Genomic DNA, 17192 nt, shown 5'->3' with positions numbered 1-17192 from the left:
CGGTATCGTGCCTGGCATGCCGATCGCTGCACGCGCGAAGACACCGACCAGACTGCTCGTCCTCGCCGCGGCGGGGCTCACCGTCGCCGTCGCGGGCTGCGACGCGACGTCGGGACCGGTTTCCAGCGAGCAGGGCGAGGCGCGGCACGTTACCGTGCAGGGTTCCGGTGAGGTGCAGGGCGAGCCGGACACCCTCAACGTCAACGCCTCCATCGAGTCCATCGCGCCCGATGTGACCGGCGCGATGAACCAGACCAGCGAGCGCCAGCAGGCGGTGATCGACGCGCTGGTCGACGCCGGCGTCGACCGCAAGGACATCAGCACCTCGCAGGTCAGCCTGCAGCCGCAGTTCGCGGGCGGCGGCGCGAATCCGCAGACCATCGTCGGTTACCGGGCCACCAATTCGATCGACATCAAGATCCGCCAGCTCGACGCCGCGTCGCAGGCGCTGGCGCTGATCGTCAGCAGCGGCGGCGACGCGACCCGGATCAATTCGGTCAACTACTCGCTCGAGGACGATTCCCAGTTGGTCCGCGACGCCAGAAGCCGGGCGTTCGAGGACGCCAGGGACCGCGCCGAGCAGTACGCCGAGTTGTCGGGACTGGATCTGGGCCAGGTCATCTCGATCTCGGAGGCCACCGGTCAGCAACAGCCGCCGACCCCGTTGCCGACCCCACGCGGTGCCGAAATGGCCGCCGTGCCACTGGAACCCGGCGAGCAGACGGTCGGGTTCACCGTGACGGTGGTGTGGGAACTCACCTGACGGGGTTGCCTACCCAGGCGCGAGCAGTCGCGTAGACCCCCTTATTTCGCCGCATTTGGGGGTTTTCACGTCTGCTCGCGCTGGAAGGCTCAGCGCTGGGCGGCTCAGCGCTGGAAGGCTCAGCCTGCGGGCGCAATGTCCACCGGAACGCCGTTGAGCACAGCGGTTCCCGACAGCGGATCGAGCCGGTTTCCGTCGTTGAGCTGGTTGACGTTGACGCCCGGGCGGCTTGATGCGACCTTCTGTCCGGTGCCGCCGCGGTCGTGCCCCCAGCCGTGCGGCAGCGACACCACGCCACGGCGCATGCCCGGCTCCAACTCGATCGGCGCCAAAAGCTCGCCGCCGGGGCCCTTGATGACGGCGACGTCGGTGTCGGTCAGCCCGAGTTCGGCGGCGTCGTCGGGATGAATGCGCAGCGTGCACCGGTTGGTGCCGCCGTTCAGCGCGGGCAGGTTGTGCATCCAGCTGTTGTTGGAGCGCAGGTGCCGCCGTCCGACGAGCAGGTAGCCGTCGGCGCGTTCGCGAAGCGCCGCTCGCAGCCGCGGCACATCGGCGGTCAACGCGCGCGGGGCGAGTTCGATTCGGCCCGTTGAGGTCCGCAGCACCTGGGCCAGCCGCGGTCGCAGCGGGCCGAGGTCGATGCCGTGCGGGGCGGCCTTGAGCCGGGCCAGCGTCAGCCCGTCGGGTTTGGCGCCGAACGCATCACCGTAGGGGCCGAGGCGCAGCATCATGTCGAGACGCCGCTCGTAACCCGGACCGTCCTCGAGCATCGCGGTCAGTTCGTCGACGGGGCGCCCGGCCACGGGTGAGTGCGGGTCCGCGGTCTGGGCGGTCAGCGTCGTGGCGATCACCTGCTCGTCGACCAGTGCGGGATCACGATCGGCACCAATTCCATACAGGATCAACGCGATACGTGCCAGGATCTCGGCTTCGTCGGGACGCTCGCCCAGCGGCAGTGCCGGCGGTGAGTACCTCGCGTTGTTGCGCACCGCGAGGTTGTTGAGCGCGAAGTCGAAGTGCGCGCTGCGCGACGGCGGCGGGGGCGGCAGGATGACGTCGGCGTGGCGTGTGGTCTCATTGAGGTACGGGTCGACAGCGAGCATGAAGTCGAGGCCGTCGAGCGCACGGTCGAGGCGTTCGCCGTCGGGCGCGGACAGCACCGGGTTGCCCGCGATGGTGATCAGCGCCTTGATCTGCCCCTTGCCGGGGGTCTCGATCTCCTCGGCCAGCGCGGCGGCCGGAAACTCCGAGAGCACTTCGGGGTGTCCCGAGACGCGGCTGTGCCATCGGCCGGTGCGGAATTCGCGGCCGGCCTTGGGCGGTCGCGGCGCGGGAGCGACGGGCGACAGCGGGAACATCGCCCCGCCGGGCCGGTCGAGGTTGCCGGTCAGAACGTTGACGACGTCGACGAGCCAGCTGCCGATCGTTCCGAATTCGACTGTGGACGTTCCGATTCGGCCGTATACCGCCGCTGACGGCGCCGCCGCGACCTCGCGGGCCAGCAGGCGGATGTCGTCGGCGGCCACACCGCAGTACGCCGCGACGGCCTCCGGGGCGAAGTCGGCGGCCAGCGCACGCACGTCGTCGACGCCGTTGACGGAGCCCGCCAGCGCGCCCAGGTCGACCAGGTCCTCGTCGAACAGGGTGTGCACGACGGCGAACAGCAGCGCCGCGTCGGTGCCCGGTCGGGGGGCGAGGTGGCGGTCGGCGAGTTCTGCGGTGCGGGTGCGGGCCGGGTCGATGACGACGAGGCGGCCGCCGCGTTTGCGCAGCGCCCGCAGCTTGCCGCCGAAGTCGGCGGCGGTGGCCAAACTGCCGTTGGAGACAAGGGGATTCGCGCCGATGACGACGAGGTAGTCGGTGCGGTCGAGGTCGGGGACGGTGAACGCGACGGGGCTGCCGAACATCAGGCCCAGCGCGACGTGTTTGGGCATCTGGTCCAGGGTGCTCGCCGAGTAGACCTGACGCGTGCCCAGCGCCCGCACGAGCAGCGGCGGGTAGAGGGCGCCGGCGATGGTGTGGGCGTTCGGGTTGCCCAGGTACACGCCGACCGACGGCCCGCCGTGCTCGGATACGACCGTGCCTAGCCGATTGGCAACCGTCTCGAACGCGTCTTCCCAACTGGTTTCGGTCAGCTCGCCGTCGCGCCGCACCAGCGGGCGGCTCAGCCGGTCGGGGTCATTGTCGAGTTCGGCGAAACTCGCCCCTTTCGGGCAGATGAACCCCTTGCTGAAGACGTCCTCGCGGTCCCCGCGCGCGCCGGTGACCCGGCCGTCCTCGATCGTCAACGTCAGGCCGCAGGTGGCCTCGCACAACGGGCAGATCCGCAGAGCCATGTCCTCATCTTGCGCCGAAATCGAGGTTTTGCACGATTCTTCTCGCACTTTGACGCCCGTTTGTCCGTTTGGGCGCTTTTGGAGCCCTAGCTTTGTTCGTAGATCTTGGGATCCAGCGTGCCGATGTAGTTCAGATCGCGGTAGCGCTCGGCGTAGTCCAGGCCGTAGCCGACGACGAACTCCTTGGGAATGTCGAAACCCACATAGGCGATGTCGACGTCGGCGCGCACCGCGTCGGGCTTGCGCAGCAGCGCGCACACCCGCAGCGAGCGCGGCCGCCGCGACGCCAGGTTGCGCAGCAGCCACGACAGCGTCAGCCCGGAGTCCACGACGTCCTCGACGATCAGCACGTCACGGTCGTGGATGTCGCGGTCGAGGTCCTTGAGGATGCGCACCACCCCCGACGACGACGTCGACGAGCCGTACGAGCTGACCGCCATGAACTCCAGCTGCGTGGGCAGCGGGATCGCGCGCGCCAGGTCGGTGACGAAGAACACCGCGCCCTTGAGCACGGTGACCAGCAGCAGATCCTGCCCGCCCGGAGCGACGACTGCGCGGTAGTCGTCGCCGATGCGGGCGCCGAGCTCGGCGACCTTTGCCTGGATCTCGTTGGACGGAAGAAGCACAGACTTGATGTCGCCGGAGTACAGCTCGGTGGATTGCTCAGCCACGCCCACAGAGTGCCATGCGATCGATCCGGCGACCAAGGCGCGGTGCCCTAGACCGGTTCGACGTGCAGCCGCAGCACGCCGTCGCGACGCGTCGCGATCAGCCGCTGGTTGCGCAGCGGCGACCCCACCGCGACACCGCCCTGCCCGCGCCACGCCATGACCAGGGTGTCCACCCCGCGAATGTGCTTGGCGGTCAGGCCGCCGGCGCCGCCGGTGAGTAGCCAGCCGCGGATGACCCGCAGCCGGATCGCCTCCGGCAGCGCGGCCAGCCGCGACGTGTCGAGCCCCGCGTCGACGCTGGCCTCCGTCAGCGCCTGGCGCGCCAGCTCGTCGAGCGCGTCGGTGTCGGCGCGCAACGCCGCGGCGGTGCGCGCCAGCGCCTCGGCCACACCACCGCCGAGGACGTCCTCGAGCAGCGGCAACACCTCGGTGCGCAGCCGCACCCGGGTGAACCGCGGGTCGCGGTTGTGCGGGTCCTGCCACGGCGTCACGCCGAGCTCCGTGCACGCCTGTCGCGTCACGCTGCGGCGCACCTCCAGCAGCGGGCGGCCCCACGGCGGGTCGTTGGGCCGCATTCCGGCGATCGAGCGCGGACCGGAGCCCCGGCCGAACCCCAGCAGCACGGTTTCGGCCTGATCGTCGAGCGTGTGGCCCAGCAACACCGGTGCGCCGTCGCGGGCGTCGTCCAGCGCCCGGTAGCGCGCGGTGCGTGCGGCGGCCTCCGGGCCGCCCTCGGTACCGACGTCGACGCGGATCACCTCGGCACCAACGCATCCCAGCATCAGCGCCTGGTCGCGTGCGGTTGCGGCCACCACGGCGGAGTCCGGCTGCAGCTGGTGGTCGACGATCAACGCGGTGGTCGGTTTCACCTTCGCCGCCGCCGCTGTCAGCGCCAGCGAGTCGGCGCCGCCCGACAGCGCCACGCACCAGCGCTCGTCGGCTGCGCAGAAGTCACGGGCGAACACGGTGACCGCCTTGTGCAGCGCGGCTAGAGCACCCTGTCGATCCATCGTTGCGGCTCATCGATTTCGGTTGGCAGCGGCAGGGTTTCGGGCCCCGACCACACGGCGTTGAACCGGTCCATCCCCACAGTGGACACGACGTGGTCGACGAACGCCTTGCCGCGGGTGTACTGGCTGAGCTTCGCGTCGAACCCCAGCAGCGCACGCACCAGCCGTTGCAGCGGCGGTTGTTTGCGGCGGCGGCGCTCGTCGAAGCGGCGCCGGATGGCGGCCACCGACGGCACCACCGCGGGGCCCACGGCGTCCATCACATGGTCGGCGTGCCCCTCCAGCAGCGTGCCCAGCACCAGCAACTGGTCCAGCGCCTCGCGCTGGGGCTCCGATTGCACCGCGCGCAGCAACCCGAGCACACCGGCCGAATTCGGTTCGGCGGCATTGCCTTCGGGATCCGCACGTTTGCCACGGACGAATTCGGCGAGCCTGCCGATCACCTCGGTGACGTCGTTCTGCGTCTCGTCGGTGAGCACCGCGAGCGCGCGTGACATGTGGTCGGCCAGCCACGGGTTGGCCCGGAACTGCACCCGGTGGGTGACTTCGTGCAGGCATACCCAGAGCCTAAAGTCGTAGGGCTGCACCCGCAGTTGGCGTTCCACCGCGATCACGTTGGGGTATACCAACAAAAGCTCGCCGCCGTTCGCGCCGAACGGATCGTACTGGCCGAGGATGCCCGAGGACACGAACGCCAGCACGGCACCGGTCTGCGCGCCCGTGATCCGGCCGGTGAGAAACCCTGGGCGCCCGTCGTCGTCGCGCCCGCCGGTCATCACTCGCATCGAGTCGGTGGCGGCGCGCACCCATTGTGCGCGGTCGACGATGCGCGCGTCGGGGATGTCGCCGCCCTCGGTGAGCCCGGTGACCTCGCGCACGGGCACTTCGGCCGACCGCGACGCCTCGCTGAGTTGCTCGATGGCCTGGTGACGCGTGTAGTCGGTGGTGACCGGCCCGGGCCTGGCCAGCCTGGCGCCGACGGTGGCGGCGAATTCCCAGTCGACGGCGCGCCCGACGGTGACCTTGGTTTCGGTGGCCGGGCTCATGCGCTGCACCCGCACGACCGCAGGGTCGCGGCGAGGGTGTCCAGCGCGACGAGCCCCATCGGGCCTGCTTCGTTGGAGATGAAGGCGAACGTCAACACCCGCCCGCTCGCGTCGGTGAGAAAGCCCGCCAGTGTGTTGGTTCCCGTCAACGACCCGGTCTTGGCGCGCAGGAAACCCGCTGCCTCCCTGCCGGATTCGGTGTTGAGGAAGCGGTTGGACAAGGTTCCGCTGCCGCCGGCGATCGGCATCAGGTCCACCAGCGGCCGCAACCGCGGCTGCTGGTCGCCGACCGCGACACCGACCACCTCATCGAGTGTCTTGGCGGTGAGCCGGTCGTCGACGGACAGCCCGCTGGAGTCGAACAGGCGCGCTCCGGTGGTGTCGATCCCCGCGGCCTTCAGCTGTCCGAGCACCGCGGCCGCGGCGCCGTCGAAACTCTGGGGTTCACCGACGGCGGCGGCCACCTCGCGGCCGATCGCCTCGGCCATCACGTTGTCGGAGGCGTTCATCATCTCCCGCAACCGGTTGATCAGGGGAGGCGACTGCACCGCGGCGATCTCCTTGCCGCCGCGCGCGGGGCCGGGCAACACGGTGACCTTCGCCGGGTCGACTTCCAGCGCCACCGCCAGCGCGCGGCCCGCGTCCAGGGCGGGCGTTCTCGACCGTGTCGAGTCGACACTGACCGGCTGGGTGCGGCCGGCATCCAGCATCACCGGCTCGATCGGCGCGATGTCGCCGCCCTCGATGTCGGCGGGATCCCAGCCGTGCGCCATGGTCGGCCCGGTGTAGGCGCTGACGTCGACCTCGACGGCGGTCGCGTCGACCCCGGCCCGGCGCACCTGCTCGGCCAGGTCGCTGATGCGCGCGGCATCCCGGTACCAGGTGTCCTGGCCTTTGGGCGCTGCCGACAATGTCGGGTCACCGCCGCCCTTGAGCACCACGACGCCCGGTTTGTCACCAGTGAACACCCGGGTGGTCAGCCGGGCGTTGCGGTCGAGGGCCAGCAGGGCGGCGGCCGCGGTGAGGCTCTTGTTGGTCGACGCGGGCTGCATCGGCACGTCGGCGCCCTGCTCCCACAGCTGCGCGCCGGTGATCGCGTCGGCGATCCGGCCGGTGAAGCGGCCGAGGTTGGGGTCGGCCAGCGCCGGGGCCAGCACGGTCGCCAGCAGGTCGGGCCGGGGTTTGGGCGCGGAGTCCGACACCGGGACGACGCCCGGGGCGGCGGTGGCCGCGGGTGGCGTCGGCTTGATCGCCGCCGCGTCGGTATGTCCCGTCGTCAGCACGGCCGCCGCGGCAACCACCACCGCGACCAGCACCAGCACCGCCACCCCGACCAGCACATGGGTCGATGGCCCCCACCTCGTGGGCCGCATAGCTCTCCTGATCTGTCGACCGCCCCGTACAGCAGGGTATCGCTCCATTAGGGTGTTCCCCGACCGCAAGACCGTTTGCACAGGGCAAGGAGCCGCCGGTGGAGTTCGACGTAGTCATCGAGATCCCGAAGGGTTCACGCAACAAGTACGAGGTGGACCACGACACCGGACGCGTGAAGCTGGACCGCTACCTCTACACCTCGATGGGCTATCCGACCGACTACGGATTCATCGACGACACCCTCGGCGAGGACGGGGACCCGCTGGACGCCCTCGTACTGCTGCCCGAGCCGCTGTTCCCCGGCTGCCTGGTGGAGGTGCGCCCGGTGGCGATGTTCCAGATGACCGACGAGGCCGGCGGCGACGACAAGGTGCTTTGTGTGCCGGCGGGCGACAAGCGCTGGGACCACATCCAGGACCTCGCCGACGTGCCCGAGCAGGTGCTCGAGGAGATCAAGCACTTCTTCGTGCACTACAAGGACCTCGAGCCGAACAAGTACGTCAAGGCCGCCGACTGGGTCGGCCGCGACAAGGCCGAGGCCGAGGTCAAAGCCTCGATCGATCGGTTCAAGACCCAGGCGCACTGAGCGGCTCAGCCGCCGCGTGCGCTGGGCGTCAACGGGTGGCCCGCACCGACCTGGCGTAGTTCATCGCCGGTTTCTCGATGAGGTAGTAGGTCACGCTCGCGGCCAGCACCGTCACGCCGAGCAGGACGGCGATGTTGTAGAGCATGCCCGGCAACGTGTCGCCGGCCATCCAGCCGAGTTGGCCGAGCAACAGCAGCAGCGGGAAGTGCCACAGATACGCCGACAGCGAGATCTCGCCGACGTAGCGGATCGGCCGCACATCGAGGGCGCGTGCCAGCTTGGACTTCTGCCCGCGCGCCAGCGGAACGACGACGACGAGGATCATCAGCGCGGCGACCACGCCGACCACCGCGGTGACGAACGACGCCGCGACCGCGAACAGCGCGGCGCCCACGATCAGGACGGGAAGGATCGCCGCCGCGCTGAGCACCCGGACCCGTCGAGCCACCCGGTCGGCCAGCGCGCCGTGCTCGATCGCGACGAACACCACCGCCGCGAACATGCCCATCGCGAAGTTGTCGGCGTTGGCCAACAGGCTCCTGGTGAACACCGCGGCGATGTTCGGGCCCCAGTTGAGCAGGATGAAGTCGGAGGCGCCCGCGTACCGGTTGACCAGGGGTGTCAACGCGCGGCCGAGCACCCCGACGCCCAGCAGGATGGCGGGCGCCACCAGGGCCACCAGGTACGGGTCGCGCCCTGCGCGGCGGCGCATCCGAAAGATCACCCAGCCCAGCAGCGGAAGCGTGAGGTAGAACGCGTACTCCAGGGTCAGCGACCATGACGGGCCGATGCCGGTCTGGATGTAGGCCGGAAAGTAGGTCTGCACCAGCGCCAGATTGGCCAGCAACTCGCCCGGATCGGTGATCATGCCGATTCCCGTGCGTGCGTCGTCGGGCATCAATGCCGCGTTCTCGCGATAGGACAGCCGCAATACAAAATTGACGATCAAGAAAATCACGAGGTACGCCGGCATGATTCGGGCGAGACGGTGGATCGTGTAATCCCGCACGTTCGGCATGCGAACCCGCCGATCTACGGCGACGAGATTTCGCACGTACGGCAAGAACAGCAGAAAACCGCTGAGCACGAAGAAATACACCAGGGAAAAGCCGAACAAGTTGGTCTTCCAGGTGTCGGCGGTGTTCTTCGTGTAGTAGCCGGTGACGTGGGTGATCGCGATGCTCAGGCACAGCAGACCCCGGACGCCGTCGAGGCCGATTATCCGTGCTCTCTTGGCTTTTCGATCGAGGTCAGGGCTTGTCGATGGCGCTGACGGCGCGGCGCCCTTGGTCGCCTCGGTCGTCATCGCCGTCGACGCTCGGCGCCAGAAGCGACGTCACACACGAAGGCCCCCACTTTCTTCGACGATGATCGGGAGTACCCGGACAGCAAACGCGCCGTAATAGTAAGACCAACGCCCCGAATCCGCGAACCAAATTTCCCAAACAACCGCCGCCAAAGAATGGCCGTGAAACGCCTCGGCGGGCGCAGATTTTGCTGCGCTAATCACCAGTTATATTTCGCACGCGAAAATCGGATCGACCAACAGCATTTTTAGCCGCGCTACCTAGTCGCAGCTAACCCTGGCGGGGATGCGGCTCCGGTTCGGGTTCGTCCGCGCTCGCCTCGGCGACGTTCTTCTTTACGTCGTGCATCCGGGTCTTGTACAGGCTGGCCACGGTGGTGACGATCAGCGTCACCACGATGACGCCGAGGCTGGCCAGCGTCGGGATCTCCGGCACCGCCACATGCTCGCCGCCGTTGATGAACGGCACCTCGTTCTCGTGCAACGCGTGCAGCACCAGTTTCACGCCGATGAACGCGAGGATGAACGCCAGCCCCTGCGACAGGTAGACCAGCCGCTTGAGCAGATCGCCCAGCAGGAAGTACAGCTGCCGCAGCCCCATCAGCGCAAACACGTTCGCGGTGAACACCAGGTACGGCTCCTGGGTCAGGCCGTAGATGGCCGGGATCGAGTCCAGCGCGAAGATGAGGTCGGTGGTGCCCAGCGCGACGATGACGAGGAACATCGGCGTCATCACCCGCTTGCCGTTCTCCCGCACCCACAGCCGCAGGCCGTCCCAGGTGTCGGTGAACTTCATGTGCTTGCGGGCGAAGCGCACCACACGGTTCTCCGCGTCGTCGTCGTGATCGGTGTCGCGCACCAGGCCCACCGCGGTGTAGAGCAGGAACGCCCCGAAAATGTAGAAGACCCAAGAGAACTGGTTGATCGCGACGGCGCCGAGCGCGATGAAGATGCCGCGGAAGATCAGGGCCAGGATGATGCCGACGAGCAGTGCCTGCTGCTGATAGATCCTCGGCACATTGAAGCTGGCCATGATGATCAAGAAGATGAACAGGTTGTCCACCGAGAGGCTGTATTCGGTGAGCCACCCGGCGAAGAACTCCAACCCGAACTGGCTGCCGTGAAAGAACCAGGTCCACAGCCCGAACGCCACCGCGAGGCCGATGTAGATCGACAGGTACGTTCCGGTTTCGCGCCGGGTCGGTTCGTGCGGGCGCCGGCCGATGACAACCACGTCGAACAGCAAGACGGCGATGGTCACGCTCAGCGTGATCGCCCACTCGAGTCCGCTTACGTTCACATAACCTCCGGTCGTCAAAGCGCCGGAGGTCTCTTCCACCGCCACGACCCGTCGTGTCGGCCCGCGGTACCGGTCGCCCGATGACGGGCGACGTGATGACGATACCGCGACGAAGGAATACTCCCCTCCGACGGCGAGTCTGCCAGGCAGTGGCCCCGACGCGAAATTCGAACCGACGAGTACCCACGGCACCAGCGGTTACACCCCCCGCCGACGGGCGGTCGCGGCCCCGTCGGCGCCGTGATCACAATTGTGCTCAGCCACCGTGCGGCACCGGGGCACGGCCGGGTCGGCTTAGTACTTTGTAGGCGTGACTGGGGATTATGTTCCGGAGGTGCCCCCTCAGTACGCGCTGTCGTCGTACGCCCCCGCACCACGCACGCTCATCGACATCCTCTACGAGACCGCAGACCGTTACCCCGATGCGCCCGCGCTCGACGACGGCACCGTGCAGCTGACCTACGCCGAACTGATCGCCGACATCGAGGAAACCGTCGAATGGCTGGCCGCCCGCGGAATCGGCCGCGGCGACCGCATCGGCATCCGGATGCCGTCGGGCAGCTACGCGCTGTACGTGGCGATCCTGGCGACGCTGGCCACCGGCGCCGCCTACGTGCCGGTGGACGCCGACGATCCGGTGGAGCGCGCCGAGCTGGTGTTCACCGAGGCCGACGTGGTCGCCATCATCACCGAACAGGGCCTGGTCCGCGGGCCCGGCTCGTCACGGGGCTGGCGCGCGGTACGGCCGCTGGCCCGAGACGACGCCTGGATCATCTTCACGTCGGGGTCCACCGGCACACCGAAAGGTGTTGCGGTGACACACCGCAGCGCGGCGGCCTTCGTCGACGCCGAAGCGCAGCTCTTCCTGCGGGACAACCCGATCGGTCCCGGCGACCGGGTCCTGGCCGGGCTGTCCGTGGCGTTCGACGCGTCCTGCGAGGAGATGTGGCTGGCCTGGCGCCACGGCGCCTGCCTGGTGCCCGCGCCCCGCTCGCTGGTGCGCAGCGGGGTGGATCTGGGGCCGTGGCTGGTCTCCCGCGACATCACCGTGGTCTCGACCGTGCCGACGCTGGCGGCGCTCTGGCCCGCCGAGGCGCTGGAGGCGGTGCGGCTGCTGATCTTCGGCGGTGAAGCCTGCCCGCCGGAGTTGGCCGAGCGGCTCGCGGTCGACGGGCGTGAGGTGTGGAACACCTACGGCCCGACGGAGACCACCGTCGTCGCCTGCGCGGCCAAACTGGACGGGCGCGGCCCGGTGAGCATCGGCATGCCGCTGCCCGGGTGGGATCTGGCCGTGGTGGACGCCCGAGGTGAGCCGGTGTCCTACGGCGAGGTGGGCGAGCTGGTGATCGGCGGGGTTGGCCTGGCCCGCTACCTCGACCCCGACAAGGACCGCGACAAGTACGCGCCGATGCCGACGCTGGTGTGGTCGCGCGCCTACCGCAGCGGGGATCTGGTGCGGTTGGAATCCGACGGCCTGTACTTCGTGGGCCGGGCCGACGAGCAGGTCAAGATCGGCGGCCGCCGGATCGAGCTCGGCGAGGTGGACGCCGCGCTGGTCAACCTGCCGGGGGTCAGCGGCGGCGCGGCCGCAGTGCGTCAAACCGCAAGCGGCACAACGGTTCTAGTTGGATACGTTGTCAGCACCGATCCGTCGTTCGATCTCGCCGCTGCCCGCTCGAGTCTGGCCCAGACGCTGCCTGCCGCGCTGGTGCCGCGGCTGGTGCGCGTCGACGAACTGCCGACGCGCACGTCGGGCAAGGTGGACCGCGACGCGCTGCCCTGGCCGCTGCCCGGCGGCACCGGTGAGGAGACGACGGACCTGACCGGTGCGGCGCGCTGGGTGGCCGAATTGTGGCAGGAGGTGCTGGCGGCGCCGGTCACAGATCCCGACGCCGACTTCTTCGCGCTCGGCGGCGGTTCGCTGGCCGCGGCGCAGTTGGTGTCGGCGCTGCGCGAACGCTATCCGCAGGTGACCGTCGGTGACCTCTACGACCGACCCCGGCTGGGGTCGTTCGCGGGTTACCTCGACGAGCTCGAGCCGCCCCCGGCGGCCGAGCGGCGCACGGTCCAACCCGTGTCGGCTCCGACCCGGGCGGCTCAGCTGGCGCTGTCGTTGCCGCTGGCGACGCTGACCGGGCTGCAGTGGGTGGTCTGGTTGGCGCTCGCGAACAACATCGCGGCCGGTGCGGTGCCGTGGGTCAGACCGATCGACTGGTGGTGGGTGGCAGCGGGTTTCGTGCTGTTCGTCACCCCGCTGGGCCGGATGGGCATCGCGGCGCTCGGCGCCAGGATGCTGATCGGCGGGCTGCAACCCGGCACATACCGACGCGGCGGATCCGTGCATCTGCGGGTGTGGCTTGCCGAACGGCTGGCGCAGGCCAGCGGCGCGGAAAACCTCGCGGGCGCACCATGGTTGGTGTACTACGCGCGCGCACTCGGCAACCGGGTGGGCAAGGGCGTCGATCTGCACTCCACCCCGCCGGTGACCGGGATGCTCAAACTCGGCCACCGCAGCGCGGTCGAACCCGAGGTGGACTTGTCCGGGCACTGGATCGACGGGGACGACTTCCACGTCGGCCCGATCACGGTCGGCAACGATGCCAGCGTCGGCGCGCGCACCACGCTGATGGCCGGGGCCGTCGTCGGCAAGAACGCCGATGTGGCACCGGGTTCCGGCGTGCACGGCAAGGTCAAGAACGGTCAGTACTGGAAGGGCTCGCCCGCGACGAAGTCGGGCAAGGTCCGTCATCCGTGGCCCGAGCACCGCCCGCCCGCGGCGCCGCTGTGGGCCGCGGTCTACGGCGTGACGTCGATGCTGTTGGGCGGGCTGCCGCTGCTGGCGCTCGGCGCCGGGCTGGCCGTGATCGGGTGGGCCGTGCGCGACACCGACTCGGTGACCGCGGCGATCGCGCCCGCGCTGCTGTGGGCGCCGCCGGCGACGCTGGTCGCGGTGCTCACCTACGCGCTGCTGACGCTCATCGGGGTGCGGGTGCTATCGGTCGGGCTGCGCGAGGGATATCACCCGGTGCGCAGCCGCGTGGGTTGGCAGATGTGGGCCACCCAGCGGCTCATGGACGCCGCCCGCACCTACCTCTTCCCGCTGTACGCGAGCCTGCTGACACCGTGGTGGTTGCGCGCGCTCGGCGCCAAAGTCGGGCGCGGAACCGAGATTTCGACCGCGCTGCTGACGCCGAAGTTCACGGTGATCGAGGACGGGGCGTTCCTGGCCGACGACGCCATGGTGGCGTCCTACGAGCTGCGAGGCGGTTGGTTGCACGTGGCGAAGGCCAGGGTCGGCAGGCGCGGGTTCCTCGGTAACTCCGCGATCGCCCGGCCGGGACGCAAGGTGCCCGACGACGGCCTGGTCGCGGTGTTGTCCGCTGCACCGCCCAAGGCCAAGGCCGGGTCGTCGTGGTTGGGCAGCCCGCCGGTTCGGTTGCGGCGCAGGCCCGCCCAGGCGGACACACATCGCACGTTCGATCCGCCGCCGCGCCTGAAGGCACTGCGCGCGATGGTGGAGGCATGCCGGATCGTTCCGGTGATCGTGACGTTCGCGATCGGTGTCGCGGTGCTGCTCGGGCTGCAGTGGCTGGTCACCGAGTTCGGTTGGCTGTGGGCGGCGTTGGCCGGCGGCGTGGTGTTACTGGCCGCCGGAGCGGTCGCAGGCACCGCAGCCGTCGCCGCGAAATGGGCGGCGGTGGGCCGGGTCGACGCCGGGGTGCATCCGCTGTGGTCCTCGTTCGTGTGGCGAAACGAGCTGTCGGACAGCTTCATCGAGACCGTCGCCGCGCCATGGTTCGTCCGGTCGGCCAGCGGCACACCGATGATGAACTGGTGGCTGCGCGCGCTGGGCGCAACCATCGGGCGTGGGGTGTGGTGCGAGACGTACTGGTTGCCCGAACCCGATCTGGTCACGATCGAGGACGCGGCGACCGTCAACCGAGGCTGTGTGGTGCAGACGCACCTGTTTCACGACCGGATCATGGCGCTGGACACCGTCGCGCTCGAGGAAGGTTCGACGCTGGGGCCGCACTGCGTCGCGCTGCCCGCGTCGCGCATCGGGGCCGGCGCCACCGTCGGCCCCGCCTCCCTGGTCATGCGCGGTGACAAGGTGCCCGCCTTCACCCGGTGGCTGGGCAACCCGATCGCGCCGTGGAATGCTGCGCGCGCCAAACGTGAAGGCAAATCGCGGGCCAAGGCCAAGAAGTCAGAAGACACCGCAGCGTGACGGAGACCATCGATCTTTACCTGCCTGGCGGCGGAAATTCCGGCTATCGGGTCTCACGCTACGACCTCGACCTCGAATACAAGGTCGCGACGAACCGGTTGTCGGGAACGGCCACCATCACCGCGGTGACCTCGACGGCACTGCGCACCTTGACGCTCGATCTGTCCGAGGCGCTGAGGGTGTCGAAGGTGGCCGTCAACGATGCGCGCCCGGCCAAATTCCGTACGAAGGGGGGCAAACTGCACATCACGTTGGCGCAGAGCCTGCCCGCAGGGACCGCGATCACGATCGTCGTGCGCTACGGCGGTCACCCGCGGCCGATCCGATCCCATTGGGGCGACGTCGGATTCGAGGAGCTCACCGACGGCGCACTGGTCGCGGGCCAACCCAACGGGGCGCCGACATGGTTTCCGTGCGACGACAAGCCCAGCGCCAAGGCCGGCGTCGGCGTCCGAATCCGCACCGAGAGCCCATACTACGTCGTCGCCAACGGCGAGCTGGTCAGTCGGCGGGCGCACGCCGGGATGACCACCTGGACCTACGAACAGCCCGAGCCGACCTCCACGTACCTGGTGACGCTGCAGATCGGACGGTATGACCGGCATGCGGTGTCCGACAACGGCGTTTCGATCGACGCGGTGCTGCCCGAGCGGCTGCGCGGGAACTTCGCGTCCGACTTCGCCCGCCAGCCGCAGATGATGGAGTTGTTCTGCGAGCTGTTCGGGCCGTATCCGCTCGCCAACGGATACACTGTCGTCGTCACCGACGACGACCTCGAGATACCCCTTGAAGCACAAGGTATCTCCATCTTCGGAGCCAACCACTGCACCGGGCGGGGCCGTGCCGAGCGGCTGATCGCCCACGAGTTGGCCCATCAATGGTTCGGCAACTCGGTGACCGTCGAACGCTGGCAACACATCTGGCTGCACGAGGGGTTCGCCTGCTACGCCGAGTGGTTGTGGTCGGAGCACTCCGGGGGCCGAAGCGCCGACGAGTGGGCGCGTCACTACCACCACCGGCTGGCCGAAGCTCCGCAGGATCTGGTGCTGGCCGATCCGGGGGTCACCGACCTGTTCGACGACCGGGTGTACAAGCGCGGCGCGCTGACGCTGCACACGCTGCGGCGCCGCATCGGCGACGGCAACTTCTTTGCGCTGCTTCGGGATTGGACCCAGCGCTACCGGCACGGCACCGTCGTCACCGACGACTTCACCGCGCTGGCGTCGCGTTACACCGACGCGTCGCTGCGCCCCCTGTTCGAGGCCTGGTTGTACGCGCAGGCACTGCCCGCCCTGGAACCGTCGTCGTGACCGACGCCGCCACGCCCACCGGGCCCGTCACGCGAGGCAGCGTCGCCCGGGTCGGCGTGGCCACCGCGGCGTCGGCGCTGTGCGGATACGCGGTGCTATACCTGGCCGCGCGCGATCTGGAGCCCTCCGGTTTCGCGGTGTTCGGGGTGTTCTGGGGTGCGTTCGGCTTGGTCACCGGCGCCGCGTTCGGCCTGCTGCAGGAAGCCACCCGGGAAGTGCGCTCGGCCGGCTACGTCGAGGTCGTCGAGGGTCCGCGCACCCATCCGATGCGGGTGGCGGCCCTGGTCGGGGTCGCGGCGGCCGCGCTGATCGTCGCCAGTTCGCCGCTGTGGTCGGCGCAGGTGTTCGTCGAGTCGCGGTGGCTCAGCGTCGCGCTGCTGGCCGTCGGGCTCGCCGGATTCTGCCTGCACGCCGCGTTGCTGGGCATGCTCGCCGGGCTGAATCGGTGGACCGCCTACGGAGCGCTGATGGTCACTGACGCCGGGCTGCGGGTGATCGTGGCCGCGGCGACGTTCGTCGTCGGCTGGGCCCTGGTCGGCTATCTGTGGGCCACGGTGGCCGGTGCGGTGGCCTGGCTGATCATGCTGGCCGTTTCGCCGGCCACCCGGGAAGCCGCCGCCCTGCGCACCCCCGGCGGCACGGCGACGTTTCTGCGCGGCGCGGCGCATTCGATCGCCGCGGCGGGGGCGAGCGCGATCCTGGTCATGGGCTTTCCGGTGCTGCTCAAGGCCACCACGGGCGAGCTGGGTGCCGCCGGCGGCGTGGTGATCCTGGCGGTGACGCTGACCCGCGCGCCACTTCTGGTTCCGCTCACCGCGATGCAGGGCAACCTGATCGCGCACTTCGTCGATCAGCGCACCGAACGGATGCGCGCGCTGGCGGCACCGGCGGCCGTGGTGACCGGCGTGGGCGTGGTGGGTGTGCTGGCCGCCGGAGTGTTCGGGCCGTGGCTGCTGCGCACCGCGTTCGGACCCGAATACCTGGCCGACGGCGCCCTGTTGGCCTGGCTGACCGCCGCGGCGGTGGCGATCGCGTTGTTGACGTTGACCGGTGCGGCGGCGGTCGCGGCGGCCCTGCACCGGGCGTACTCGCTGGGCTGGGTGTCGGCGACGGTCGCCTCGACGCTGTTGCTGCTGCTTCCGCTTCCGCTGGGAACCCGCACGGTGATCGCGCTGCTGTGCGGGCCGCTCGTGGGCATCGCCGTGCACCTGGTTGCGCTGGCCAAGAGCACCCGGTGACGGCGGCCGCACCTATGCTGCCGG

Annotated in this window: 12 protein-coding genes; 5 read left to right on the top strand and 7 right to left on the bottom strand. The window is 69.5% G+C overall.

Annotated elements, in window-relative coordinates; genetic code table 11:
* Positions 1-16: 16 nt before the first annotated feature.
* Positions 17-763 (top strand): SIMPL domain-containing protein, encoded by a 747-nt coding sequence (locus G6N28_RS13820; RefSeq protein WP_163901111.1) that lies wholly within the window; start codon positions 17-19, stop codon positions 761-763.
* A 119-nt stretch (positions 764-882) separates the two neighbouring features.
* Here G6N28_RS13820 and G6N28_RS13815 read toward each other — a convergent pair whose 3' ends face one another.
* The 5 genes from G6N28_RS13815 to dacB all read right to left on the bottom strand — a co-directional run bounded on the left by G6N28_RS13815 (position 883) and on the right by dacB (position 7199).
* Positions 883-3099, bottom strand: a complete 2217-nt coding sequence (locus G6N28_RS13815; RefSeq protein WP_163901109.1) for a molybdopterin oxidoreductase family protein — start codon at positions 3097-3099, stop codon at positions 883-885.
* An 86-nt stretch (positions 3100-3185) separates the two neighbouring features.
* A complete protein-coding gene (gene hpt, locus G6N28_RS13810) occupies positions 3186-3806 on the bottom strand; it encodes a hypoxanthine phosphoribosyltransferase (RefSeq protein WP_163901107.1) in 621 nt (206 codons plus the stop codon).
* An 11-nt stretch (positions 3807-3817) separates the two neighbouring features.
* Positions 3818-4780: a tRNA lysidine(34) synthetase TilS gene (gene tilS / locus G6N28_RS13805; RefSeq protein WP_163901105.1), complete on the bottom strand. Its 963-nt coding sequence runs from the start codon at positions 4778-4780 to the stop codon at positions 3818-3820.
* Positions 4759-5826, bottom strand: coding sequence for an Rv3626c family coenzyme F420 biosynthesis-associated protein (locus tag G6N28_RS13800; protein ID WP_179962078.1), 1068 nt, complete (start codon positions 5824-5826; stop codon positions 4759-4761). The genes tilS and G6N28_RS13800 overlap by 22 nt, the downstream gene beginning before the upstream one ends.
* On the bottom strand, positions 5823-7199 hold the full coding sequence (gene dacB, locus G6N28_RS13795; RefSeq protein ID WP_163901103.1) for a D-alanyl-D-alanine carboxypeptidase/D-alanyl-D-alanine endopeptidase: 1377 nt from the start codon (positions 7197-7199) through the stop codon (positions 5823-5825). Before dacB ends, G6N28_RS13800 begins: the two co-directional genes overlap by 4 nt.
* Before the next feature lie 38 nt (positions 7200-7237).
* On the opposite strand from dacB, the gene ppa reads away from it, so the two are divergent.
* On the top strand, positions 7238-7786 hold the full coding sequence (ppa, locus tag G6N28_RS13790; protein WP_163906240.1) for an inorganic diphosphatase: 549 nt from the start codon (positions 7238-7240) through the stop codon (positions 7784-7786).
* A gap of 28 nt (positions 7787-7814) precedes the next feature.
* On the opposite strand, the gene G6N28_RS13785 is transcribed toward ppa, so the two are convergent.
* Entirely contained in the window at positions 7815-9092 is a 1278-nt protein-coding gene (locus tag G6N28_RS13785) for an acyltransferase family protein (RefSeq protein WP_163901101.1), read from the bottom strand.
* A 271-nt stretch (positions 9093-9363) separates the two neighbouring features.
* Positions 9364-10392 (bottom strand): TerC family protein, encoded by a 1029-nt coding sequence (locus G6N28_RS13780; protein ID WP_163901098.1) that lies wholly within the window; start codon positions 10390-10392, stop codon positions 9364-9366.
* A gap of 310 nt (positions 10393-10702) precedes the next feature.
* Here G6N28_RS13780 and G6N28_RS13775 point away from each other — a divergent pair, with 310 nt between their 5' ends.
* Genes G6N28_RS13775 through G6N28_RS13765 form a run of 3 tightly spaced genes read left to right on the top strand, consistent with a single transcriptional unit; the run spans position 10703 to position 17168 of the window.
* Positions 10703-14620, top strand: coding sequence for a Pls/PosA family non-ribosomal peptide synthetase (locus G6N28_RS13775; RefSeq protein ID WP_163901096.1), 3918 nt, complete (start codon positions 10703-10705; stop codon positions 14618-14620).
* Positions 14617-15930 carry a M1 family metallopeptidase gene (locus G6N28_RS13770; RefSeq protein ID WP_179962077.1) on the top strand — a complete coding sequence of 438 codons (1314 nt, stop codon included), beginning with the start codon at positions 14617-14619 and terminating at the stop codon, positions 15928-15930. Before G6N28_RS13775 ends, G6N28_RS13770 begins: the two co-directional genes overlap by 4 nt.
* The gene (locus tag G6N28_RS13765; protein WP_163901094.1) at positions 15927-17168 is read left to right on the top strand and encodes a hypothetical protein; all 1242 of its coding nucleotides are present in this window, start codon (positions 15927-15929) and stop codon (positions 17166-17168) included. The genes G6N28_RS13770 and G6N28_RS13765 overlap by 4 nt, the downstream gene beginning before the upstream one ends.
* Positions 17169-17192: the final 24 nt, after the last annotated feature.

This window comes from Mycolicibacterium pulveris (genome assembly GCF_010725725.1).
GTDB lineage: Bacteria > Actinomycetota > Actinomycetes > Mycobacteriales > Mycobacteriaceae > Mycobacterium > Mycobacterium pulveris.
Note: the sequence above shows the minus strand (reverse complement) of the source record. Positions and strands in the feature narration are given on the sequence as shown.